The following is a 23,294-nucleotide window of genomic DNA, read 5'->3' on the forward strand; positions in this document are numbered from 1 at the left end:
GCACGGGGGCCGCGGGCCGTTGCTTCAGGCGAGGTTGTGGAAGACGTGCTGCACGTCGTCGTCCTGCTCCAGCATGTCCACCAGCTTGAGGACCTCCGTGGCCTGCTCCTCGGGCAGCTCCTTCAGCGTGCCGGGCAGGGGGATGTACTCGGACTGGGTGGACACGGGCGTGATGCCCTTGGCTTCAATCGCCGCCTGGAGCTTGCCGAAGTCCGCGAACTTGCAGCGCAGGAGCAGTTGCTTCTCGCCCTTCTCGCCGGTCGTCTCGCCCATCTCCTCCAGGCCGTGGTCGATGAGCTCCAGCTCCAGCTCCTCCTGGTTCACCCCTTCCGCGTCCAGGCGGATGGCGCCCATGTGCTCGAAGAGGCGGGACACGCTGCCCGCCGTGCCCATGCTCCCGCCCAGCTTGGTGAAGGGGAAGCGGACGTTGGCCACGGTGCGCGTGACGTTGTCCGTGGCCGCCTCCACCAGGATGCCCACGCCGTGCGGCGCGAAGCCTTCGTACAGGAGGATCTGGTAGTCAGCCTGGTCCTGACCGCTGGCGCGCTTGATGGCGGCGTCCACGTTGGTCTTCGGCATGTTCGCCGCGCGGGCGTTCTGCACGGCCCGGCGCAGCGCGGGGTTCGATTCGATGTTCGGCCCGCCCGCCTTCACCGCGATCACGATGTCCTTCGTGATGCGCGTGAAGACCTTCGCCATCTTGTTCCAGCGGGCGAACATCGTCGCCTTGCGTGTCTCGAAAATGCGTCCCATGGTTTCCTCAATATACCGTGGCCCGCTCCGGTGGAGAGGCTTTCGGAAAGGGGCGGGTGTGTCACCCGCGCGGGAAGCGGCTCGCCAGCGCGTCGGCCAGGGGGCCCGCGCCCGTCCGGAGGGGGTCCACGCAGGGCAGGCCGTGCGCCCGTCCGGTGGCCTCCAGGAGCGCGCGCGCTTCGGCCTCGCCCAGGTGCTCCGTGTTGATGGCGATGCCCGTGCACTGGATGGCCGGGTTCGTCAGCCGGCCCTCCAGCACCGTGCGGTCGATGACGTCCTGGATGGACGGCAGCGGGTGTTTCACGCCGCGCATGCGCGTGCGCGTGGGCTCATGGCAGACGATGAACGCGTCCGGCTGCGCGCCGTGCAGCAGGCCCAGCGTGACGCCCGCGAAGGAGGGGTGGAACAGCGACCCCTGGCCCTCCACCACGTCCCAGTGGTCCGCGTCGTTGGCGGGCGTGAGCCACTCCGCCGCGCCGGAGACGAAGTCGGACACGACGGCGTCCAGCGCGACGCCGCGCCCGGAGATGAGGATGCCCGTCTGCCCGGTGGCCCGGAAGTCCGCCTTCCACCCGCGCTGACGCAGCTCCTTCTCCAGCGCCAGCGCCGTGTACTTCTTGCCCACCGCGCAGTCGGTGCCCACGGTCAGCACGCGCAGGCCGGGCCGCTTCGTGCCCTGGCCCGTGGCGAAGTCCCGGTCCGGGAAGCGCACGTCGTGCAGCCTCCGCCCGTGCTTCGCCGCCGCCGCGGCCACGGCGGGGAACGAGGACAGCCGCTTGTGCAGCCCGGTGGCCACGTCCAGCCCGGCCTCCAGCGCCCGCGCCAGCGTGTCCACCCACGCGTCCGCCAGCACGCCGCCCGGGTTCACCACGCCCACCACCAGCGTGCGCGCGCCCTTCGCCTTCGCCTGGGCAATGTCCATGTCCGGCAGGCCACAGTCCGCCACGCAGCCCGGGAGGCGCAGTTGACCCACGCACCAGTCGGGCCGCCAGTCCACGATGCCGTGGGCCGTCTTGGCCGCGAGCTGATCCTTCACGTCTCCCAGGAACAGCAGGTAGGGCTTGTCGATGTCCACGCGCGGTGCCTTAGCACGGCCGAAAAACGGCGTGGAAATGGCGCGGGGGAATAAGCGCGACAGCGGACGTACCAGGGAGGAGCCCGCACATGGGCTTCATCTTCCGGAGTCATCCATGCGCTTCATTCCCTCCGCCGCGCTCGTGTTCGCCGCCTCGCTTGTCACCGCCTGTGGTGGCCCGCTCGACGAGGAGGCCCCTGGCGCGGACGTGGTGGACGAGTCCATCGCCAGCCAGGAGCAGGGCGTCGACGAGTCCTGCGTGGGCTCGACCGTGGTGCTGGCGCAGCCGGACGGCGCTTCGGTGGCGGCGGTGTTCCCCCACTGCTCGTACGCGGACATCTCCGCGGCCTCCAACGACAGCACGTATGATCAGCCGGCCTGCCCGCACCGCTTCGTGACGGAGATCACCGGCCTGAACGGCGGCTATGCCCAGCCGTTCGTGGAGGTCATCCCGGCGTCGAGCAACGTGACGGAGAGCGCCTGCAAGGGCGTGGCGATCACCGGCGCCGCGTTCGGCTACGCGAACGGCGTCTGGTGGGGGCTGGGCTCGGTGAGCACCACCGGCACCTGGTACCCGGCGGGTCCCTTCTTCCCGGCGTTCTGCGGGCTGCGCTTCAACATCGGCTCGGGCGGCTCCGGCTACAGCAAGATCCGCGTCACGGGCCTGGGGGCGGCGCTGGGCGTCTTCAAGACCCGGGTGCGCACGGGCGTTCGCATCGGCAACGGCCCCTGCTAGCCCTCCGGCCTGCCACCCCGGGCGTCCCACCTTTCAGGTGGGAAGCGCCAGGGAGGGTGTCGACGGACTTCGCGGGCGGGGCGGCTCCTGCTAGGAACGCCCCCGTGGTCTTCCGCCCGCGATCGCCCCGCGCCGTCCCGCCCGGGGAGTCCTCCGCATCCCAACCGGAGGTGTCCTCGGCCTCCCGTGGGGACGCCGCGGAGTTCCAGGCGCTCATCGCGCGGTGCGCTCCGGCCCTGGAGGAGCGGGCCCGCATCCTCTGCCGGGGCCGCAACCCGTCGGACGCGAAGGACCTGTTGCAGGAGACCTACGAGCGGGCCTTCCGCGCGTTTCATACGTATGACCGGTCCGCGCCTCCCATGGCGTGGCTGGCGTCCATCCTCGTTCGACGTTTCCTCGACTGGTGCCGGCACGACCGGCGCCACCCCCAGGAGGAATTCACCGACGCGATGGGGGACACCCTGGCGGAGGCCGAAGCCGCCCCGGAGACATGGGCGCGCTACACGTTGGACGACGTGTGGCAGGCGGTGGAACAGCTTCCCCCGGAGCTGCGCGAGGTGGTCCGTATGAAGGACATGGAGCGACAGAGCTACGCGGAGATCGGCCGGCGGCTCGGCATCCCGTCCATGACGGTGGGCACCCGGCTGTTCCGCGCGCGCAAGAAGCTCAAGGAGCTGCTCCTCGCCCGGGAAGGCACCGCGGGGGGCCCGGCGTGACCGCCTCCTGTGAACAGCTCGCCGCCTTCGTGGACGGGGAGCTTCCGCCCGAAGAGGCCGAGGCGTTCCAGGCCCACCTCGCCACCTGCGCGGAGTGCCAGGCCGGCCTGGAGGATCAGGTGCAGGCGAGCCTGCTGGTGCAGGCCGCCGCCGAAGCGCGTGCCGACGCCGGAGAGGCCGCGGGCGCGGGCGCCCGGTCCGCGAGGCCTCCCGGTATGGACGCAGGGCCCGTGGCGTCCCAGGGGCCAGTGGACCCGGTGGGTTCGGAAGGCGTCCCCGCTGCCTCGGCGGCGGGGCCGGCGCTGCGGGCCGTCCCTGGCACGGGGAGCCAGTCCAGGCCGACGCCCGATGCCGGGACGCGCCCTCCGTCCGCTCGCCCTCGCGGCCGCGCGGTGTGGGAGCGCCGCCGTGGGGTGGGCTTCGTGGCCGCGGCCGCCGCGATGGTGCTCGCGGTGCTGCTGGTGGGGCGTCCCTGGCGCTCCACGGAGGCCGAGCGCACGCTGCCCTTCGCGCTGGCCTCGGCGCGCCCGCTGGAGGGCCGGCTCAGCCATCCGGGCCTCGCGGGCTACCGCGCCACGGGCACGATGCGCGGCGGCGCGGACGGACGGCCGGAGCTGGATTTGCGGGCCCTGTCGGAGCTGGAGGCGAAGGGCGATCTGCACGGCGTCTCGACCGCCTGGCTCGCGGCCGGGGACTTCGAGCGCGCGGAGCGCATCCTGGAGCGGCTGCCCGCGTCGCCCGCCGTCCTGGGCGACCAGGCGCTGGCGGCCCTGGGGCGTGCCCAGCCGGAGCGCGCGCTGACGCTCCTGGAGCGGGGCCTGGAGACCGCGCCGGACGACGCGCGGCTGCACTGGAACCGGGGCCTCGCGCTCCAGGCGCTCTCGCTGGAGCTGGCCGCCGCGGCGGAGTTCTCCCGCGTGGCGCAGGCGAAGGAGCCCGGCTGGAGCACCGAAGCCACCGAGCGCGCGGAGGGCCTGCGCAAGGGCGCGCTGGCGCGGCGGGATTCGTGGCAGGCCATGAACGCGGCCGGCATGGCGCTGGCGCTGGACGGCACGCCGTACCCGGGCTCGATGGCGCGGCGCAACCCGGACCTGGCGCGGCTGTACCTGTACCACGCGCTCCGGGCGGCCCCGTCCGCGGAGCGCGTGAAGGCGCTGGCCCCGCTGGCCGCGCTGCTGGACGGCGTCACCCGCACCCAGACGGCGAGCGCCTACGTGGCGCGCGTGGCGGCGGCGGACTTCAGCAAGCGCGGCCCGCTGGCCGGCACCTACCGGGAGCTGCTCGCCGGCACCCGTTCGCTGGCGGGCGCGGAGGCGGACGCGTTCCTCGCGCGGCTGCGGCGCTCCGGCGAGCGCGACCTGCTGCTGGGCGCCATCCTGCTGCTCCACCAGGAGGACCGCTTCGTCGACGAGCTGGCGACGCTGGTCCAGCAGTCGGGTGAGCCCGCCTGGTACGACGCCCCGCTCGCCCGGGGCCGGGCCCACGCGGCGCAGGCCCGGGGCGACCTGGAGACGGCGGAGACGTCCCTCAAGGACGGGCTGGCGGCGTGCCGGAGCGCGGGCTTCCAGGACCGCTGCGTGGACCTCCAGCGGCACCTGGCGGCGCTCTACAACCGGATGGATCGCCGCCACGAGGCCGAAGCGCTGGCGCGCTCCGCGCTGGAGGAGGCGTTCCGCACCGACAGTTGGTTCCAGGAGGAGGTGCTCCTGTCCGACCTGGTGACGAGCGCGCGGCTGAGCCACGCCCCGGCGCTGGCCCGCGCCTACCTGGACGAGTTCGTCCAGCACGCGCCGGAGGACTGCGCGCGCCGGTCGGAGTACCACCACGCCCGGGCGCTCCTCTTCGTGGAGGACCTGGACGCGAAGCGGGCCCGGCGCGAGGTGCAGGACGCGCTCACCTGCCCCACCGCGCCCACGCTCCTGGAGGTCGCCGTCGCGGGAGACCTGCTGCGGCTGGAGGGCGCCACGGTGCCGGGCCGCGAGCTGGACCGCGTGCGCGAGCGCATCCGCGTGCTGCGTGAGGACCCGTCGCTGACGGTCGGCGAGCGGCTGCTCGTGGACCACATCGAAGGGCGCATCCTCATCGAGCGCGACCGCGAGGCGGGCCAGCGGCTCCTGCGCGGCGTCATCACCGGCTCGGCGCTCCACCGCTCCACGGACATCGAGGCGCGCAAGGCCTGGGCCCACAGCCACCACGTGCTGGTGATGGACGCGGGCCGGTCCAACGAGTGGGGCCCCGCGGTGGACCTGCTCGCCCAGGAGGTGGACCGCACCGCGCCCACGTCGTGCCTGCTGGCGCTGGCCGGACAGGACGAACGGATGCTCTTCATCGCCCGGGGGCCCACCGGCGCGAGTGACGGAGTGTACCTGCACGCCCTCAAGCAGCCCCTGCGCGAGAAGGTGCCCGCAGTGCCCGAGCCGCTGCTGCAGGTGCTCGCCGGCTGTGACGTGGTGAGGGTGCTCGCGGAGCCCATCCTCCTGGGACGCCCGGGGCTGCTGCCGGGGGAGCGCGCGTGGAGCTACCTGGCGCCGGGCGGCCACCGCGTGGACGCTCCGGCCCCGGCGCCCGTCCCGAAGCGGCTGGTGGTGTCGGACGTGGAGCCGCCCGCGGCGCTGGGGCTGCCGCGCCTGATGCCGTGGAAGGGCATGACGGGGCCGGGCGACGTCCACCTGCGGGGCCGCGCGGCCACGCCGGAGGCGGTGCTCGCGGAGATGGAGGACGCCACGGAGGTGGAGCTGCACACGCACGGCCTCGCCGGCACCGTGTCCGACGCGGCCTTCCTGGCGCTGTCCCCGGACGCGGCCGGCCGCTACGCGCTCACCGCGGAGGAGCTGGAGGGGCACACGCTCCGGGGCGCCCCGGTGGTGATGCTGGCCGCCTGTGACGCGAACGTGGGCGCGTGGCGCTACCACGCGGTGTCCAGCCTGCCGTCCGCGCTCATCCAGGCGGGCGCGCGCGCCGTCGTCGCGCCGTCCACGGAGGTGCCGGACGTGGAGGCCGGGGCCTTCTTCCAGGCGCTGGTGGACTCGCTGCGGCGCGGCACCCCGCCGGCCCGGGCGCTCCGGGACACCCGCGCGCGGTGGCTCCAGCAGGGCAGCGCCCGGTGGGTCCAGGACCTGGTCGCGTTCGAGTAGGCTCCCGGCGAATATCCGCGCGACCGCGCGTAGATGAACCGGGAGGAATCATGATCACGCGTTGGAAGTCCGCAGTGGGAAGGATGGCCGTGGGGTTCGCCGCGCTGTCGGCCGCGCAGGCCGGTGCCCAGCAGGTGAAGACCCACAACCCCCCGGTGAAGGTCTCCCCGGCGGCGAGGCCCATCTCGAGCCCGGCGACGGCGAAGGCCACCGGGTCCGTGGACGTGGCGGTGGACGAGGGCGCCAAGGGCACCCGCCTGTACCGGTATGACCGGGGCAGCGGGAAGCTCACCCTGGTGAAGCAGCTCACCCAGAAGGAGGCGGCCCGCAGCACCTCCGGCTTCAAGGCGCTGTCCGCCGTGGAGGCCGGTGGCGGCACGTCCCTGGTGGATCCGGACCGCGGCGGCGCCGTCGCCCCCGAAGGCAAGCCCCCCAAGGGCGGCCCTCCGGGCGGACATGATCCGGACCCGCTCACCCAGACGGACCTGGCCAACATCCACCGCGAGCTGGGCAACCTGAAGCTGAACAAGTCCCAGGTGAAGATCGCCACGCAGGCCCAGCGGTAATCCCAGCTTCTCAGCGGACGAAACGGACGGCCGTGGCGCCGGGGTGGGGGCACGTCGCCTCACCCCGGAGGGCCACGGCCTTCACATTCCTGGATGGATGCCGGCCCACGCGTTCAACCCCAGACGCCTGGAGTGTCCGCCCTGACCTCGCTCCCGTGTTTCCCGCACCTCTCGCGCCTTGCCACACGTACAACGTGCTCACACTTTTCGTGCGTGAGGGGGCGCAGCTCGCCCGTTTGTCTTTGACGCCCTCCCTGTCCAAACGTTCGTGGGGCCGGCCGGAGCGCCCGCGACAGCAGGAGGTTGCACACATGGGGAACGTGGAGAACGGGCGTCGTCGTGGCGCGGGAGTGCTCTCCCGGTGGGCGTGGGGGTTGGCGGTGGCCGTCGTGGGCGCGGGCTGTGACCCGGGGGGCCGGGAGCATGCGCCAGCGGATCCGCCAGGCACGCAGGAGCAGGCGGCCCTCAGCTACAACAGCCTTTCGTACAACGGGCTGTCCTTCAACGGCTTGTCGTTCAACGGGCTGTCCTTCAACGGGCTGTCGTTCAATGGCTTGTCATCCGCCGACTTCGCCGCGTGGTACGCGGCGGAGCCGGAGCTCGCGGAGGAGGTCATGCGCTACGTCGTGCGCTGCGCCGTGCCTCAAGGGCAGACGCGCACGTTCAAGGACCCGCAGACGAACACGGTGCATACGTGGACGGGGCTGTTGGGCCTGGCGCCGGGCTGGGCGGGGGGCGCGCCCGCGACGGAGGCCGAACAGCAGATCGTCTCCGCGTGCCTCGCGGCGCACAGCAATCCCTTTGGCGTGAGCGTGCCCATCTCCGTGCTGGGGCGGAACGGGCAGGGGGCGGCCATCCCCGCCTCGGACGGGGAGCTGGCCACCTTCGGCCGGCCGGAGTCGTGCTTCTTCGGCAACGTCTTCAAGGGGCAGGGGCTCTACGCGGGCAGCCAGAACCCGCCCCTGGACGCGACCCAGAGCACCACGCGCGCGTGCGCGGTGGTGGATGGCTCCGGGATGCCGCGCATGACGTGCGCGCCGCTCGTCTACGTGGGGAGCTGCTCGTCCGTGTGCACGCAGACGGGCGCGGCGGGCCCGTCCTTCGCGAACTGCACGGTGGGCGGGGGGAGCTTCCAGCCGCTCACCACGCGCGTGCGCGCCGCGGACCTGGCGGTGTGCGGCGACGGCGTCTGCCAGGTGACGGAGTCCTGCGGCGCGTCCAACACCTACGACGCGTGCGCGGCGGACTGCGGCGCCTGTCCGTGAGGTGAGGGCGGCGGCCTTCAGCCGGAGTGGGAGCCCAGGCCGGAGGCCGCGCCCGCGCGCAGCCGCTCATGCAGCGCGTCCGTGAGCAGGTACCAGAACTGGACGTTGCCGAAGCTGAGGATGTCGCCGCCCCGCAGCGGCACCTCGCGCTGCCCGATGGTGCTGGCGTTGACGAAGGTGCCGTTGGTGGAGCCCAGGTCGCGCACGGTGCAGCGGCCCGCCGCGCGGCTCCACTTGAGCTCCGCGTGCTGCTTGGACACGGACGCGTCGTCCAGCACCAGCTCGCAGTCCAGCCTCCGGCCAATGCGCAGCACCTCCGAGTCCTTGAGGGTGGGCAGGGTGGCGACGAGCAGGTCGTCGAACTCGAAGAGCAGGGCGAGCATGCCCTGTTCGACGTCGCCGGGGTCCGCCATGCGGGTGGGCGCGAGCGCGGCGGCGGACAGCTCCGACGGCGGACGCTGCACCAGCGCGAAGGGACCCAGTTGATGCTGGAAGGCGCCCACGGGCAGGGCGGAGGCGAGCGAGCGCAATTCCTGGACGGACAGCACGGGGGGCAGCCTAACGGGTCGGCCGTCGGGCGCCCAGCCACTACCGGACGTTGAACGTACGGCTTTCGTTGACCGGCCAGTCACTCGTTCCCTACATTGAGCGTTTCGAGTCGCGGGCCGGGTTCCAGGAGGGAACGCCGGACCCCCGATGCGCAGCCAGGTGACGGAAGGAGCGGTGGTTCGATGAGCGGGAGCGACAACATCCCGATGACCCCCCACGGTCTGCAGAAGCTCAAGGACGAGCTGAAGCAGCTCCAGACCGTGGAGCGGGGCAAGATTTCGCGTGAGATCGAGGTCGCCCGTGCGCACGGCGACCTGCGCGAGAACGCGGAGTACCACGCGGCCAAGGAGAAGCAGTCGCACATCGAGGGGCGCATCCTGACCCTCGGGGATTGGATCGCCCGCGCGGAGGTCATCGACCCGGCGAAGCTGGGCGGCGACAAGGTCGTCTTCGGCGCCACCGTGGAGCTGGTGGACACGGAGAACGACAAGTCCATCAGCTACCGCCTGGTGGGTGAGACGGAGGCCGACCTGAAGAAGCGGTGGATCGCCGTGACCTCGCCGGTGGCGCGCGCGCTCATCGGCAAGAAGGTGGGCGACATCGCCACGGTGCAGAGCCCCGGCGGCGTGCGCGAGCTGGAGGTCGTCTCCATCAGCTTCGAGGATCCGCAGGAAGAGCCCGCCAGCGCGAGCTGAAGCCCGGCTGGCTGGATGTCCCTCGGGGGGGCGGGCACAAGGCTCGCTCCCCCGGTTTCGTTTTCCCCGCGGCGTCAGGAGCGCTTCGTAGGATGGAGGCTGGAAATCCCGCGTGAACCACCCGCTCGCCAGCCTCGTTGGACCTCTCAAGTACGCGTGTCAGCGTGACTTCGCCCAGCTCGGGACCGTGCGGGACCTGCGCACGTTGATGGAGCGCACCCTGGCGTCGGCCGGGGGCGTGGACGCGCGGGCCCTGGAGGACCTGAGGGCGGCGCTGCCGCACGTGGATCCGCCCGCGCCGCCGGAGCACCGCAAGGCCGCGCTGCGTCAGGTGCTGGGGGCGCTGAAGCTCAGCGGCGTGGCGCTGCCGGCGGAGCTGGAGCGGGTGGTCGTCACGGGGGAGATCAACGCCGTGGCGGCGGGCTTCCCCCGGGCGCCGGAGCGCGCGCACGTGCTGGAGGGGGAGCTCATCCCCGCGCCGCCGCGCCGCCGGTTGACGCCGCCGCCGGGGACGGTGGAGGCGCGTGGCAACACCGTGCCGCCGTGGCGTTCGCAGGACCCCGTGCCGCCGGTGGGCGGTGGGGCCGCGTCCGCGCCGGTGGCCCGCACCCCGGCGCCCCCGGGTCTGGTGAAGGGCGAGCCGGTGCCCTACGGCGCGCGCATGGCGGCCTCCCGGGGGACCTCTCCTGGCCCCGCGCAAGGTGAAGCCCAGCCCTACGGTGCGCGCATGGCCGCGGCCCGGAACGCGGCCGTCCCCGCCGGTGCGCCGGCCCGTGCCCCGGGCGCGAAGCCCCAGGCGAGCACCGACCCTCGCAAGGGCGCGCCGCCTCCGGACCGCGCTCCCACGGAGAAGGCCCGGAAGAAGAAGGCCAAGGCCGTGGGCGCGGAGGCGTCCCGCTCCGAGGCGAAGCTCCTGTCCATCGCGCCGCGCACCGGCCCGCTGTCCGCGCCGCTCAAGACGCTGGGCAAGCGCCTGGGGCCGCGGCTCGTCGCCGTGCTCGACAAGAAGGGCCTGCGCCGCACCGGCGACATCCTGTTCCTGTTGCCACGCTGTTACGAGGACCGCCGCAAGCTGCGCACCATCGCGGAGCTCATCCCCGGCGAGCGCGGCGTGACGGTGGGCACCGTGAAGGCGGCCGACTTCGTCCCGGGGCGCGGCGGCAAGCGCATGTTCCGCGCCGTCGTGGGGGACCGCTCCGGCAGCATCGCCGCCACCTATTTCAACGCCGGGCCGTGGCTCAAGAGCCGCTTCTCCGTGGGCAAGCAGTTGGTGCTCTCCGGCGAGGTGCGCGCCTCCATGAACGGCCGGGAGATGGCCCACCCGGAGCTGGAGCCCGCCGAGGACCTGGAGAACACGACCAGCGTCCACTTCCACCGCATCGTCCCCGTCTACCCGGGCTTCGAGCGCGGCGAGCAGCGCTCCTTCCGCGAGCTGGCCTCGCGCATCAGCGAACAGCACGCGCACCACCTGGAGGAGCCGCTGCCCGCGGACCTGCGCCGCCGCTACCACCTGATGGGGCTGCCGGACGCGCTGCGCTTCATCCACTTCCCGCCCGACGACGCGGACCTGGAGGCGCTGGACGCGCACCAGAGCCCCGCGCACCGCCGGCTCGCGTTCGACGAGCTGTTCTTCCTCCAGTTGGGCATGGCCCTCAAGCGCCAGGGCATCAAGGCGGAGGAGGGCATCGCCTTCAACGTCACCCCGGAGCGGCTGGACACGGCGCGCGGCGCGCTGCCCTTCCAGCTCACCGGGGCGCAGGCGCGCGTGGTGGGGGACATCGCCCGGGACATGGCGCGCCCGGAGCCCATGAACCGGCTGGTGCAGGGCGACGTGGGCAGCGGCAAGACGGCCGTGGCGCTGGTGGCCGGCCTGGTGGCGCTCCAGGACGGCTACCAGGTGGCGGTGATGGCCCCCACCGAAATCCTGGCCGAGCAGCACGAGCGCACCTTCCGCCGCATCCTGGAGCCGCTGGGCTACCGCGTGGGGCTCATCAGCGCGGCGGGCACCGCGAAGCACAAGCGCGAGGTGCGCGAGGCCGTGGCGAAGGGCGACATCCACCTCGCCGTGGGCACGCACGCGCTGCTGGAGGGCGGCGTGTCCTTCCAGAAGCTGGGGCTGGTGGTCATCGACGAGCAGCACCGCTTCGGCGTGCTCCAGCGCCACACGCTCATGAGCAAGGGGCTCACGCCGGACGTGCTGGTGATGACCGCCACGCCCATCCCGCGCACGCTCGCGATGACGCTCTACGGCGACCTGGACGTGTCCATCATCGACCAGCTCCCGCCGGGCCGCACGCCCATCACCACGCGCGTCTTCAACAACGAGCAGCGCGCGCGCGTCTACGAAGCGGTGGGCGCGGAGCTGGCCAAGGGCCACCAGGCCTACGTCGTCTATCCGCTGGTGGAGGAGTCGGAGAAGCTGGACCTGGAGGACGCCACCCAGGGCGCGACGAAGCTGCAGACGGTGTTCCCCCACGCCAGCGTGGGCCTGCTGCACGGGCGCATGAAGCCGGAGGAGAAGGACGCCGTGATGGAGGCCTTCCGCGACAAGCGCATCCAACTGCTCGTCTGCACCACGGTGGTGGAGGTGGGCGTGGACGTGCCCAACGCGTCCGTCATGGTGGTGGAGTCCGCGGAGCGCTTCGGCCTGTCGCAGTTGCACCAGTTGCGCGGGCGCGTGGGCCGTGGCGCCGCGGCCAGCTTCTGCTTCCTGGTCGCGGGCGCCGCGCGCTCCTGGGAGTCCACCGAGCGGCTGGGCGTGATGGAGCGCAGCAGCGACGGCTTCGTCATCGCGGAGAAGGACCTGGAGATCCGCGGCCCCGGCGAGTTCCTGGGCACGCGGCAGAGCGGCCTCCCGGAGCTGGCCGTGGCGAACCTCGTGCGCGACGGCGACCTCCTGTCGCTCGCCCAGGTGGAGGCACGGCGCATCATGGACGCGGACCCCCAGCTCCAGAAGCCGGACCACCAGGGGCTGGTGAAGGCGCTGGAGGAGCGCTGGGAGGGCCGGCTCGCGCTTGCCCGGGTGGGGTAGGCCCGAGGAGGCCCGCGCCCGAACCCCGGATTGTCCCCGACTGTCGCCGTGCTTACGTTCCCCGCCGGAGGACCGGAGGGGGACAGCCACGATGGGAGACTGGGGCCGAGCGGAGTATCTGGCGCGGCAGGGCATCCGGGATCGGCGGGTGCTCGCGGCGATCGCCAACCTGAGCCGTGCGGACTTCGTGCCCGAGGGGATGCGGGACGCGGCCCATCAGGACGTGCCGCTGCCCATCGGCCACGGGCAGACCATCAGCCAGCCCTACGTGGTGGCCCTGATGACGGAGGCCCTGCGGCTGCGCGGGGGGGAGCGCGTGCTGGAGATCGGCACGGGCTCCGGCTACCAGACGGCGGTGCTGGCGCAACTGGCCCATGAGGTCTTCACGGTGGAGATCATCCGGGAGCTGGCCCGGCCCGCCCGGCGGCTCCTCCACCGGCTGGGCTTCACCCACGTGTTCTACCGAGAGGGCGACGGCTCCCTGGGCTGGGCCGGGGCCGCGCCCTTCGACGCCATCATCGCCACCGCCGCGCCGGAGGACGTCCCCCGGGAGCTCCTGCGCCAGCTTCGGCCCGGGGGGCGGATGGTCATCCCCGTGGGCTCCGTGAACGACAACCAGGAGCTGCTGCGCATCCGCCGTGGACAGCCGGGGATGCTGCCCCGGGTGGAGCGCCTGCTGCCGGTGCGCTTCGTGCCCATGACGGGCCTGGGCTCCGCTCCGGTTTGAGCGGCACCCGGCGGGTCCGACAGGCCGCGCGCCTGCACGCCCACTCCCCGCGTCCCGAGGTCGCGTTGCCGAGCGGAGAGGGGACCGGTAACGTCCCGCCCATGATCATCTGCCCGGTCTGCGACCACGTGCAGTCGGAAGGCGAAGAGTGCGAAGGCTGCGGCAAGCGCTTCCCCGGCCTCATGAACATCCCCGAGCCTGTCGTGGCCCCGCTGCCGGAGCTGGAGCTGACGCACCACGCGGGGGGCCGCGTGCCGGTGGACGCGCCCGTGCTGCCGGAGCTGGACCTGACGCGGCTGCGCTCGGGGCCGGACCTGCCGGCCATGTCCGTGCCGGACCTGGAGTTGACCCGCTCGGGGGCCACGGGCGACGTGCCCGTCGCCCAGATGACGGACCTGGACACGGGGCGCGCGCAGGACGACGGCGTGCGCACCGCCGCCCCGGTGGGCGCGGTGACGTGCCGCTACTGCCGCCATGTGCAGGCGGAGGGGCTCCTGTGTGACGGCTGCGGCATGCGGCTGCCCCGGGTCCGGGTGGCGGCGCCCGCGGCGGCGAAGCGCGCAGGCGCGGACGACGGCGAGCGCGTGCCCTGTCCCTCCTGCCACGTGCCGGCCTGGCCGGGCCGCGCGTGCGTGGCGTGCGGCACGAAGGTGGAGGTGGAGGCATGACGGCCGCGGCGCTGAAGGCGGGCTACGTGTGCAGCGAGGGCTGCGGCTTCACCGCCTCGCTGTGGGACGTCGTCTACCGCTGCCCGCGCTGTGAAGGCCTGCTGGAGGTGGCCCACGACGAAGCCGCCCTGCGCGCCGTCCCCGCGGCGGAGTGGAAGCGCCGCTTCGAGTCCCGCTTCGCGACGTCCCGGCTGCCGGACGGCTCCGGCGTCTGGGGCAAGCGCGAGTGGGCGCTGCCCGAGCTGCCGGTGGAGGACATCGTCTCGCTGGGCGAGGGGCGGGTGCCGCTCAAGCCGCTGCCTCGCATGGCGGCGGAGCTGGGGTTGGGCTCGCTGATGTTGAAGGAGTGCGGCGTCTCTCCCACGGGCAGCTTCAAGGACTGGGGGATGACGGTCCTGGTGTCCGCGGTGAAGCACCTTCGCTCGCGCGGCACGCCCATCCGCGCGGTGGCGTGCGCGTCCACGGGCGACACGTCCGCGGCGCTGTCCGCCTACGCCGCCGCGGCGGGCATCCCGGCGGTGGTGTTCCTGCCGAAGGACAAGGTGTCGCTCGCGCAGTTGGTGCAGCCCATCGCCAACGGGGCGCGCGTGCTGTCGCTGGACACGGACTTCGACGGCTGCATGAAGCTGGTGCAGGCGGTGACAGCGGACACGGGGCTGTACCTGGCGAACTCGATGAACTCGCTGCGCATCGAGGGCCAGAAGATGATCGCCATCGAGCTGTGCCAGGACCTGGGCTGGGAGCCGCCGGACTGGATCGTCATCCCGGGCGGCAACCTGGGCAACGCGAGCGCCCTGGGCCGGGGCCTGGACCTGCTCTTCACCCTGGGGCTGATCACCCGCCGGCCGCGCATCGCCGTGGCGCAGGCGCAGCGGGCCAACCCCCTGGCGCGAGCGTTCCGGGGCGGCTTCCAGGAGCTGGTGCCCATGCATGCGGGGGCGACGCTCGCGTCCGCCATCCAGATTGGCAACCCGGTGTCCTTCCGCCGCGCGGTGCGGATGCTGCGCGCGTTCGACGGGGTGGTGGAGGAGGCGACGGAGTCGGAGCTGGCGAACGCGGCGGCCCGGGCGGACCGCGAGGGCACCTTCGCCTGTCCGCAGACGGGCGTCGCGCTGGCGGCGGTGGAGAAGCTGGTCGCTTCCGGCGTGATGGCCCGGGGCTCCAGCGTCGCGGTGGTGGCCACCGCGCACGGGTTGAAGTTCGCGGACTTCAAGGTCGGCTACCACCGCCAGACGCTGAAGGACGTGACGGCCGCGCACGCGAACCCGCCGCTGGAGCTGCCCGCGGACCTGTCCTCCGTGCGCGAGGCCCTGAAGGACCTGGGCTGAGCGTCAGCCCGTGAGCCCGGGATGGGGCTCCAGCGGCGCGTCGGGCAGGGCCTGCTCGACGCGGCGGACGCTGGGAAGGAGCGCGCAGGCGGCCGCCAGCAGCACCGTGGCGGTGCCCAGCAGCAGGAAGAGCAACGCGATGCCCCGGCCGGGACCCGCGCCGCCCACCCACGGGCCCAGCGCGGAGGCCCACGGCCCTCCCACGGCCATCAGCGGCTCGAAGACGTGATCCGCCAGCGGTCCGGAGAGCAGGTAGGCGACGGGGATGGACGCGCCGGACAGGGCGGAGTGCACGGCGAAGACGCGGCCCTGGAGCGCCATGGGGACCTTGCGCTGCCACAGGGTCTGGTCGCAGCTCATGATGACGGGGACGGTGAGGAGGACGCCGAACGCGCCCGCGCCCACCACCCACGGGGACGCGTGGGTCGCGCCCAGGCCCATGAACAGCCCCTGGAGCCACACGAAGCCGAGCACGCTCCAGACGCGCTGACGCGCACCTCCCCAGGCGAGCAGCAGCAGGCTGCCGGCGAGCATGCCCACGCCGCCCGCGGTCATCACCGCGCCCAGCGTGCGCACGTCCGCGAACGACAGGACCAGCGGGGTGACGAGCACCTGGAGGATGCCCAGGTTGAAGCCCATCAGCGTGAGGAGGACCTGGAGGCCGAGCAGGCCCGGCCGCTCGCGGATGTAACGCCAGCCCACCCCCGCGTCCTGGAGCGCGCGGCCTCCCAGGGACACCTGGGCGGGGGCCGTTTCGTTTGAAGGCGTGGCGGGCATTCGCACCGCCTGGAGCACCGCCAGCGAGATGAACGCCGTGGCGAGGTCGATGCTCAGCAGGCCCGTGACGCCGATGACGGGCAGCAGGACGCCGGACAGGAGGGGCGCGGTGATGCGGGCCATGGCCACGCCCAACTGCATCAGGCCGTTGGCGCGCGGGAGCTGCTCCGGGGCCACCATCACCGTCGTGGCCTTGGGGAGCGCGGGCAGTTGGATGCTGTTGAGCGCCGCGCCCCCCGCGACGAGCAGGAGGATGGCGCCCACGCTCAAGCGGTCCAGGGCGATGAGCAGCGCGATGAGCACCGTGCAGACGGCGCCGCCCGCATGGCCCAGCATCATCACCTTGCGCAGGTCCTTCCGGTCCACCACGCCGCCCAGCAGCGGCGCCACCAGCACGCCCGGCGCGAAGCTGGCCAGGGCGATGAGCGCGTAGAGCGACGTGGACTGCGTGTGCTCGTACATCCACACGCCCAGCCCGAAGCCGTTCAGGTGCGAGCCCATGGCCGACACCGTCTGGCCCGACCACAGCAGCACGAACCGGCAGAAGGGCCGCGGCCCGAGGTCGTCGTCGATGCCGTGGCCCGGTGGGGTTCGCATGCCCTGGTCTCGCTGGAATGGGGTGAACCCTCCCATTCCGGTCTGACACCGGGCGCCCGGTGGACCTCCCGGGTCCCGCTACTCCACGTCGAGCGGCAGGCGCGACTCGATGGTGAGCCCGAAGCCGGAGAGGCCCCGGTAGGTCATGTCCGTGTTGGACATCACGCGCATGGCGCTCACGCCCAGGTCGGTGAGGATCTGGCAGCCCATGCCCACGTCGCGCGACTCGTTGGCCGCGCGGCTGACGGACGCGTTGCTGCCGTCGCCCGCGCGCTTGTGGTGGATGCCGAAGTCGTTGCCGTGCATGCCGGGCAGGTAGACGATGACGCCCGTGCCCTCGCGCGCCACGGTCTCCATCGCGCGGTCCAACAGCAGGTTGCACTTGCAGTCCGGGGACCCGAACACGTCGCCCATGGCGCAGGCGCCGTGCAGGCGGACCAGCGGGGCGGGCTGGGCCCTGGACGGGTCGCCCTTCACCAGGACGAGCGACTTCGCGCCGTCGGGCGTCCACGTGTACGTGAAGGCGGTGAACTCACCGTGGCGGGTGCGCACGACGCCCTGGCCGGGCTCGCGGCGCACCAGGCGGTCCTTGCGGCTGCGGTACTCGATGAGGTCCGCGATGGTGATGAGCTTGAGGTCGTGCTCGCGCGCGAACTGCTTCAGGTCCGGCATGCGCTGCATGGTGCCGTCGTCCTTCACCAGCTCGCAGAGGATGCCGGACGGCTGCAGGCCGGCGAGCCGCGCCAGGTCCACGGCCGCCTCGGTGTGGCCCGCGCGGCGCAGCACGCCGCCCTCGCGGTAGCGCAGCGGGAAGATGTGGCCGGGGCGCAGGAAGTCGTCCGCGGTGGTGTTCGGGTCCGCGAGCGCGCGGATGGTCTTCGTGCGGTCGCTGGCGGAGACGCCGGTGGTGGTGCCGTGGCGGAAGTCCACGGAGACGGTGAAGGCGGTGCGGTGGGACTCGGTGTTCTCCGCCACCATCTGGGGCAGGCGCAGGGCGTCCAGCCGCTCGGCGAGCATGGGCTGGCAGATGATGCCGCTGGTGTGGCGGACCATGAAGGCCAGCATCTCGGGGGTGGCGAGCTCGGCGGCCATGATGAGGTCGCCTTCGTTCTCGCGGTCCTCGTCGTCGGCGACGATGACGCACTTGCCGGCCTGGATGTCGCGGATGGCCTCCTCGATGGTGTTCAACTCGGAGTCTCGGCTCATGTCGGGGGAACTCATCCTGCTGACGACGTGGAGAGGCATGGTGCGCGGCATGTAACGCGAGGGGGGTGGGGTGGCAAGCCATGCCCGGGGAGCGAGCGTGCGTCCGTTCAATGGCTGGGATGAGCCCAGCCTGTGACTGCGCGTCCGTGTAGGTGGGACCTGTCTTGCCTCCGACTCGACGGGCTGGGGCACGTGATGTAGGGTGCCCGGCTCCGTGAGCGCAGACATCCAGGACAAGCGGGCCCGGTTCGACCAGTTGCAGGAGAGCCTGTCGACCCGGCAGAGCACCACCCACTTCACCCACGCGGGTGTGTCCCTCATCGCCTTCATGTTGATTTCAGGGGCGGCGGGGAAGCTGTTCTACGACTCGCTGCGCACGCCGCTGCTGGCCTGGGGCGCCACGCTCCTGGCGCTGGGGCTCCTGGTGTACGCCTTCCTCAGCTACCGCAAGGGCCGCGCGGTGCTGACGGAGGAGCTGAAGCAGTACGAGGCGCTGCTCGCGCTGCGCCGCGAGCTGCACCTGGACAACCCCGCCGCGCTCCTCCCCCGGTGAGGGCCGCGAGGAAGGCCGCCCTGGCGGGGCGGTTCATCGTGCTGGAGGGCCTGGACGGCGCGGGCACCACCACGCAGACGGAGCGGCTGGCGTCCGCGCTGAGGGCGGACGGGCACGCGGTGGTGACGACGCGCGAGCCGTCCGACGGTCCGGTGGGGACCATGCTGCGCCAGGCGCTCACGGGCCGCCTGGGCCTGCCGCATGGCCGCGGGCCGCTGGCGCCGGAGACGCTGGCGCTGCTGTTCGCGGCGGACCGGACGGACCACCTGCACGCGAAGGTGTTGCCGGCGCTGGAGGAGGGCAAGGTGGTGCTGTGCGACCGCTACGTGCTGTCCTCGCTGGCGTACCAGGGCGCGAGCCTGCCCATGGCGTGGGTGGACACGGTGAACGCGCACGCGGTGTCGCCGGACCTGACGCTGTTCGTGGGCGTGGACCCGAAGGTCGCGGCGAAGCGCCGGGCCGTGCGCGGAGGCCCCGCGGAGCTGTTCGAGGCGGACGAGGCCCAGCGGCGGATCGCGAAGCAGTACCTCAAGGCCATCACGCTGCGAGCGAAGCGCGAGCGCATCGTGCACGTCGACGGGGAGCTGTCCGTGGAGGCCGTGACGGACGCGTGCCTCGAGGAAGTGCGGCGGTTGCTCGCGCGCAAGCGCTGAGGCGGCCCTGGGGCCGCGCGCCAGCGCGGGGCCTCAGAAGTAGGACTGGAGGACGCCACGCCGCCGCACGTCCGCCGTGGCGCAGTGGAACGAGCCGCCGAACGAGTTGAAGTTCCGGAAGTCGCAGAGCAGGGGCTTGAACCCCCACTTCTTGAAGCAGGCGATCATCGGCTCGTCGCTGCGCTCCACGATGACGCGCTCCTCGTCGAGCATGAGGACGTTCATGTTGATCCACTTGCTCGTCATGTAGAGCGTGTGGTCGGACGGGATGCTGGGGCGGGGGGCCTTGAACACGTCCCAGCCCTTGAAGAGGTCCGGCACCTTCGGGACCCGCTCCGGGTTGATGAGCAGCTTGCCCGGCGCCAGCGGGACGAGCGTCGCGTCGATGTGCATGGGGTGCGGGTCATCGAACTCGAAGACGTGGATGCGGTACTCGGGGCCCAGGTGGCGGCGCAGCCACTCGATGCCGAACGCATTCGTGACGTTGCTCTGCTGCGCGAAGATGTCCCGGCCACAGCGGATGAAGTCCGCGGCGTCGAAGGTGGGCTCGAACTCCGTGATGACGTAGCGGGTGGGGCCTCCCTCCGGGCCCTCCGTCCAATCGTAGTCATACAGCTCGTCGCGCAGCTCCGGCTTGGGGCCCGAGCTCCAGCGCGCGCCGCCGCGGAAGTATTCCTTCAGGAGCGGGCGGTAGGCGGACGTCTCCGCGTAGCGCGAGCGCCAGGCCATGGGGGATTCAATGATTTCATTGCCCACCACCAGGAGCACGTCCCGGGGCATGGCGGCGTACAGCCCGGTGCTCGTCCAACCCGGCGCCCCGAAAGGCTTGCGTTGGTCGATGGGCTCCGGACGGCGCACCTTCACGCCCTCGGCCTCCAGCAGATGGACCAACTGCTCCAGCTCCTGCTTCGCCGCGGCGATCCGCTCGGGCGGAAAGGGCTTGCCGGCCTGCTTCTGGAAGAACTCGAGCTGGTCGCTGGGAAGGGTTGCCTTCAACGCGATGTGGGAGGGCGGGACGTGCGCGCCGTCCACGACCCCCACGATGACCTCCTCGAGCGGATCCCATTCATTGAAGGAATTGACCGGGCAGGGGTTCACTGGCGCGGAAGCAGTCATGATGGGCGGCACCTGAGGAAGAAGTGAACCTCACTTTATCCATCGGTTTCTCGCTTGTCATGTCTGACATGTCTGCCCCTGGGATGGGCTCGGGAGGCCCAGGTCCTTTTCATAGACATCGATGAGGCGCACCGGGTGCATCCCCACGCGCTCGTAGAGCTGGAGCGCACCGCTCCTGCCGTCCGAGTCGACGCCCAGCAGCACCTTGTGGCGCCCCCTGCGATGAAGCTCGCCAAAGGCACGCAGGAGCAGGGATTGGGCCAGCCCCCGCCGTCGCCAGCGGGGATGTACGCCCAACACTCGCACCCACCCCTCGCTTTCAGAGAACTCCCGGGCCCGGGCGAAGCCGACGAGCTCTCCTTCCGCCTCGGCGACGAACCAGAGGGTCGGATCGAAGCGCTCCGAGCGCAGCTCCGCCGACCACTGTTCGTAGGGCTCGGGCGTGTGGCGCCAGTGGTCGGCGAATGAAAGCTCGTGCAGCGCGTGCAGGGCCGCGGCCTCCCGGTCCGGCTGGAAGACGCGCAGCAGCACGCCCGGTGGCGGTTCCCGCGTCGGTGGTGGGGCCTTCCATTCCACCCGCATCCGAAAGAACCGCCGGACGAAGACATAGCCCCGGGACTCCAGCAGCCGGGCCTCCTGCTCGTTCCTGCCATTGAAGAGGTGCGCCAGCAGCACCGGCTCGCCGGGGGGCGAGCGGGGGAGCAGCTCCCGGGCATGCTGCCCGATGCGATCCACCAGCCATGCCTCCACGCCCTGGTGCCGGTGCGCGGGGTGGACCGTGCTCGTGCACTCGAACCAATGCGGCTTGCGGGGGTTCAGCTTGGCGTAGCCGACGAGGGTGCCCGCGGGATTGAAGACGAGCCACGCGTCGCGCGTGGGATCCAGCTCGCTCCACTCCTCCACCATGTCGTCGCGCGAGTAGTCCACCTCCCCGAACTGGTCGAGGTGATCCTCGGCCACGAGGGCGTGGGCGCGGTCGAGGTCGTCCGCCGTGGCCGTACGCGCCGTCCACCCCTCCGGCAGCGGGCTGCCGCCCGGGGATGCGCGCTGGAGCAGGGGGGGGACGGGGCTCACGGGGACTCCTTGGAATGCGGCTGGTAAGTCTAATCAAACATGGATAGCGTTGATAGTAAGCCTAGCGAAGCTAGTGAGGAATCCATGAGAGTCGCCCTGATTGCCCTGCCATGGTCCGCCTACCAGCGTCCGTCCGCCGCGCTCGGTGCGCTGGCGGCGTATGTCCGGCAGCACGAGCCGGGGTTTGAAGTGGCGACCTGCTCCGCGTTCCTGGACATGGCGGTGACGCTCGGCACGTCGCTCTATGACGGCATCTCGCTGGATGCCTATGAGCTGGGGGAGCTGCTCTACACACCCCAGATGTATCCGGAGCGCCGGGAGGCGGTCCGCGAGTACTTCGTGCAGTCGCTGACGGCGCGCGCGGGGGCGTGGCGGCGGGACAACGTGGATCGCTTCCCGGTGGCGCTCTTCGGTGAGCACCCCACCTACGAGCACATCTTCGACCGGCTCCTCGCCACGTTGGACGGGCACCTGGACACGCTCGCGGCCTCGCTCGCGGGCCGCTACGACGTGGTGGCGCTGACGACGTCGTTCGGGCAGTTGTTCGCGAACCTGTCCCTGGCCCGCAGGCTGAAGGCGCTCGCGCCGGAGGTGCGCGTGGTGTTGGGAGGCTCCACGGTGTCCGCGCAGGTCGGGCCCTCGCTGCTCAAGGAGTACCCCTTCCTGGACTACGTCATCCAGGGCGAGGGGGAGCAGCCCTTCCTCGCGCTGCTGCGCAAGCTGGAGTACGGCACGGGGGACCTGTTCGGCATGAAGGGCCTCCTGACGCCCAGGTCGGCGGAGCACGTCGCGTCCGGCGCGGCGCTCTGGGAGGTGGGCAACATGGACGAGCTGCCGTACCCCGACTACGACGAGTACGCGTCGAAGGCGGAGCAGCACGGGGTGATGTGGCTGCTGTCCATCGAGGGCTCTCGCGGGTGCTGGTGGGATCGCACCAAGCGCAGCGGGAACCCGAAGAACACCTGCTACTTCTGCAACCTCAACGTGCAGTGGAACGGCTACCGTGAGAAGAGCAACCGCCGGCTCGTGGAGGAGATCGACTCGCTCAGCGAGCGCTACGGCAACACCGGCATCTTCTTCCTGGACAACATCATCCGGGTGAAGGGGCTGACGGAGCTGGCCGAGGGCATCCGCGCGACCGAGCGCGACTACGCCCTGTTCTACGAGATGCGCGCCAACGCCCACCCGTATGAGATCATGCGGCTGTGGGAGGCCGGCGTGAAGTTCGTGCAGTTCGGCATCGAGGGCCTGTCCACGTCGTACCTGCGCCGGGTGGGCAAGGGCACCACCGTCATCCAGAACCTGCAGGCGATGAAGGTCTGCCACGAGCTGGACATCCGCAACTACGCCAACCTCATCACCCACTTCCCGGGCACGGAGGAGGCGGAGGTGGCGGAGACGGTGCAGAACCTCCTGTCCTACGCCATCTGCTACGAGCCGCTGGACCTGAGCCCCTACCGGCTGGGGCGTGGGTCCACGCTCGACGCGCTCCGGGCCCAGTTCCCCGTGGAGAACATCCGCAACGCGGATTGCTACAAGGTGGGGCTGCCCGCGGAGGTCTACGAGCGCATCGCGCTGTTCGACCTGTCGTTCGACCTGCGCACGGGGACGTCCGACTGGAGCGCCGTCGTCGAGGCGTGCGAGGTGTGGATGCGGGCGTATGAGATGGCCCGGGGCTCGCAGTACCGCCACGTGATGACGTACCTGGACGGGGGCACGTTCCTGCGCGTCTACGACGGGCGCGCGGGCATGCCCCGGACCCTGCTGCTTCGCGGGGTGGAGCGGGACCTGTACCTGTACTGCACGGAGATCCGCCAGCGCCAGGAGATCGACGAGGCGTTCGTGGAGACGGGGCGCGCCTCCAGGGCCCAGGTGGAGCAGGTGCTGGCGCACTGGCTGGAGGAGCGCATCCTGTTCCGGGAAGGCGAGCGCTACCTCTCCGTGGCGCCGGCGTTCACCCCGCAGATGGCGGCCAGGCGCATGCACACGCTGCACGCGGAGGACCAGGAGCGCCGGGAGCGGCGCCAGGCGAAGCGGGCCCCGGAGGACGTCGCGGTGGCGGCGTCCTGAGCGGG

Annotated in this window: 20 protein-coding genes; 13 read left to right on the forward strand and 7 right to left on the reverse strand. The window is 72.0% G+C overall.

Annotated elements, in window-relative coordinates; genetic code table 11:
* Window positions 1-24 precede the first annotated feature (24 nt).
* Both K8556_RS00095 and dgcN read right to left on the reverse strand, forming a co-directional pair.
* Window positions 25-753 carry a YebC/PmpR family DNA-binding transcriptional regulator gene (locus K8556_RS00095; RefSeq protein ID WP_223737979.1) on the reverse strand — a complete coding sequence of 243 codons (729 nt, stop codon included), beginning with the start codon at window positions 751-753 and terminating at the stop codon, window positions 25-27.
* A 61-nt stretch (window positions 754-814) separates the two neighbouring features.
* Window positions 815-1,828, reverse strand: coding sequence for an N-acetyltransferase DgcN (dgcN, locus tag K8556_RS00100; protein ID WP_223737980.1), 1,014 nt, complete (start codon window positions 1,826-1,828; stop codon window positions 815-817).
* 115 nt (window positions 1,829-1,943) lie between these two features.
* Between dgcN and K8556_RS00105 the strand changes: the two genes are divergently transcribed.
* The 5 genes from K8556_RS00105 (at window position 1,944) to K8556_RS00125 (ending at window position 8,245) form a co-directional block, all read left to right on the forward strand.
* On the forward strand, window positions 1,944-2,564 hold the full coding sequence (locus tag K8556_RS00105; RefSeq protein WP_223737981.1) for a hypothetical protein: 621 nt from the start codon (window positions 1,944-1,946) through the stop codon (window positions 2,562-2,564).
* Window positions 2,565-2,668: 104 nt separating this feature from the next.
* Window positions 2,669-3,280, forward strand: coding sequence for a sigma-70 family RNA polymerase sigma factor (locus K8556_RS00110; protein ID WP_223737982.1), 612 nt, complete (start codon window positions 2,669-2,671; stop codon window positions 3,278-3,280).
* Window positions 3,277-6,414 carry a CHAT domain-containing protein gene (locus K8556_RS39635; RefSeq protein WP_223737983.1) on the forward strand — a complete coding sequence of 1,046 codons (3,138 nt, stop codon included), beginning with the start codon at window positions 3,277-3,279 and terminating at the stop codon, window positions 6,412-6,414. Before K8556_RS00110 ends, K8556_RS39635 begins: the two co-directional genes overlap by 4 nt.
* Window positions 6,415-6,464: 50 nt before the next feature.
* Window positions 6,465-6,980: a hypothetical protein gene (locus K8556_RS00120; protein WP_223737984.1), complete on the forward strand. Its 516-nt coding sequence runs from the start codon at window positions 6,465-6,467 to the stop codon at window positions 6,978-6,980.
* 311 nt (window positions 6,981-7,291) lie between these two features.
* Window positions 7,292-8,245, forward strand: coding sequence for a hypothetical protein (locus tag K8556_RS00125; protein ID WP_223737985.1), 954 nt, complete (start codon window positions 7,292-7,294; stop codon window positions 8,243-8,245).
* Window positions 8,246-8,262: 17 nt separating this feature from the next.
* Here the strand turns inward: K8556_RS00125 and K8556_RS00130 are convergent, their stop codons facing one another.
* The gene (locus K8556_RS00130; RefSeq protein ID WP_223737986.1) at window positions 8,263-8,793 is read right to left on the reverse strand and encodes an FHA domain-containing protein; all 531 of its coding nucleotides are present in this window, start codon (window positions 8,791-8,793) and stop codon (window positions 8,263-8,265) included.
* Between the two features lie 183 nt (window positions 8,794-8,976).
* Between K8556_RS00130 and greA the strand changes: the two genes are divergently transcribed.
* The 5 genes from greA (at window position 8,977) to thrC (ending at window position 15,243) form a co-directional block, all read left to right on the forward strand.
* Complete coding sequence (gene greA / locus K8556_RS00135; protein ID WP_223737987.1) at window positions 8,977-9,489, forward strand: transcription elongation factor GreA; 513 nt, start codon at window positions 8,977-8,979, stop codon at window positions 9,487-9,489.
* 112 nt (window positions 9,490-9,601) lie between these two features.
* Window positions 9,602-12,520: an ATP-dependent DNA helicase RecG gene (gene recG, locus K8556_RS00140; protein WP_223737988.1), complete on the forward strand. Its 2,919-nt coding sequence runs from the start codon at window positions 9,602-9,604 to the stop codon at window positions 12,518-12,520.
* Window positions 12,521-12,611: 91 nt separating this feature from the next.
* Window positions 12,612-13,247: a protein-L-isoaspartate(D-aspartate) O-methyltransferase gene (locus K8556_RS00145; protein WP_223737989.1), complete on the forward strand. Its 636-nt coding sequence runs from the start codon at window positions 12,612-12,614 to the stop codon at window positions 13,245-13,247.
* A gap of 101 nt (window positions 13,248-13,348) precedes the next feature.
* The gene (locus K8556_RS00150) at window positions 13,349-13,915 is read left to right on the forward strand and encodes a hypothetical protein (protein ID WP_223737990.1); all 567 of its coding nucleotides are present in this window, start codon (window positions 13,349-13,351) and stop codon (window positions 13,913-13,915) included.
* A complete protein-coding gene (gene thrC, locus K8556_RS00155) occupies window positions 13,912-15,243 on the forward strand; it encodes a threonine synthase (protein ID WP_223737991.1) in 1,332 nt (443 codons plus the stop codon). The genes K8556_RS00150 and thrC overlap by 4 nt, the downstream gene beginning before the upstream one ends.
* 3 nt (window positions 15,244-15,246) lie before the next feature.
* Here the strand turns inward: thrC and K8556_RS00160 are convergent, their stop codons facing one another.
* Together K8556_RS00160 and ribB are read right to left on the reverse strand one after the other, a co-directional pair.
* The gene (locus tag K8556_RS00160; RefSeq protein WP_223737992.1) at window positions 15,247-16,617 is read right to left on the reverse strand and encodes an MFS transporter; all 1,371 of its coding nucleotides are present in this window, start codon (window positions 16,615-16,617) and stop codon (window positions 15,247-15,249) included.
* 78 nt (window positions 16,618-16,695) lie between these two features.
* Window positions 16,696-17,823 (reverse strand): 3,4-dihydroxy-2-butanone-4-phosphate synthase, encoded by a 1,128-nt coding sequence (gene ribB / locus K8556_RS00165; protein ID WP_223737993.1) that lies wholly within the window; start codon window positions 17,821-17,823, stop codon window positions 16,696-16,698.
* Between the two features lie 214 nt (window positions 17,824-18,037).
* On the opposite strand from ribB, the gene K8556_RS00170 reads away from it, so the two are divergent.
* The gene (locus K8556_RS00170; RefSeq protein WP_223737994.1) at window positions 18,038-18,376 is read left to right on the forward strand and encodes a hypothetical protein; all 339 of its coding nucleotides are present in this window, start codon (window positions 18,038-18,040) and stop codon (window positions 18,374-18,376) included.
* A complete protein-coding gene (gene tmk, locus K8556_RS00175; RefSeq protein ID WP_223737995.1) occupies window positions 18,373-19,029 on the forward strand; it encodes a dTMP kinase in 657 nt (218 codons plus the stop codon). Before K8556_RS00170 ends, tmk begins: the two co-directional genes overlap by 4 nt.
* Window positions 19,030-19,062: 33 nt before the next feature.
* On the opposite strand, the gene K8556_RS00180 is transcribed toward tmk, so the two are convergent.
* Window positions 19,063-20,145, reverse strand: coding sequence for an inosamine-phosphate amidinotransferase 1 (locus K8556_RS00180; protein WP_223737996.1), 1,083 nt, complete (start codon window positions 20,143-20,145; stop codon window positions 19,063-19,065).
* 57 nt (window positions 20,146-20,202) lie between these two features.
* Complete coding sequence (locus tag K8556_RS00185; protein ID WP_223737997.1) at window positions 20,203-21,219, reverse strand: GNAT family N-acetyltransferase; 1,017 nt, start codon at window positions 21,217-21,219, stop codon at window positions 20,203-20,205.
* 84 nt (window positions 21,220-21,303) lie between these two features.
* On the opposite strand from K8556_RS00185, the gene K8556_RS00190 reads away from it, so the two are divergent.
* The gene (locus tag K8556_RS00190) at window positions 21,304-23,289 is read left to right on the forward strand and encodes a RiPP maturation radical SAM C-methyltransferase (RefSeq protein WP_223737998.1); all 1,986 of its coding nucleotides are present in this window, start codon (window positions 21,304-21,306) and stop codon (window positions 23,287-23,289) included.
* Window positions 23,290-23,294: the final 5 nt, after the last annotated feature.

The sequence above is a fragment of the Corallococcus sp. AS-1-12 genome, assembly GCF_020036995.1.
GTDB lineage: Bacteria > Myxococcota > Myxococcia > Myxococcales > Myxococcaceae > Corallococcus.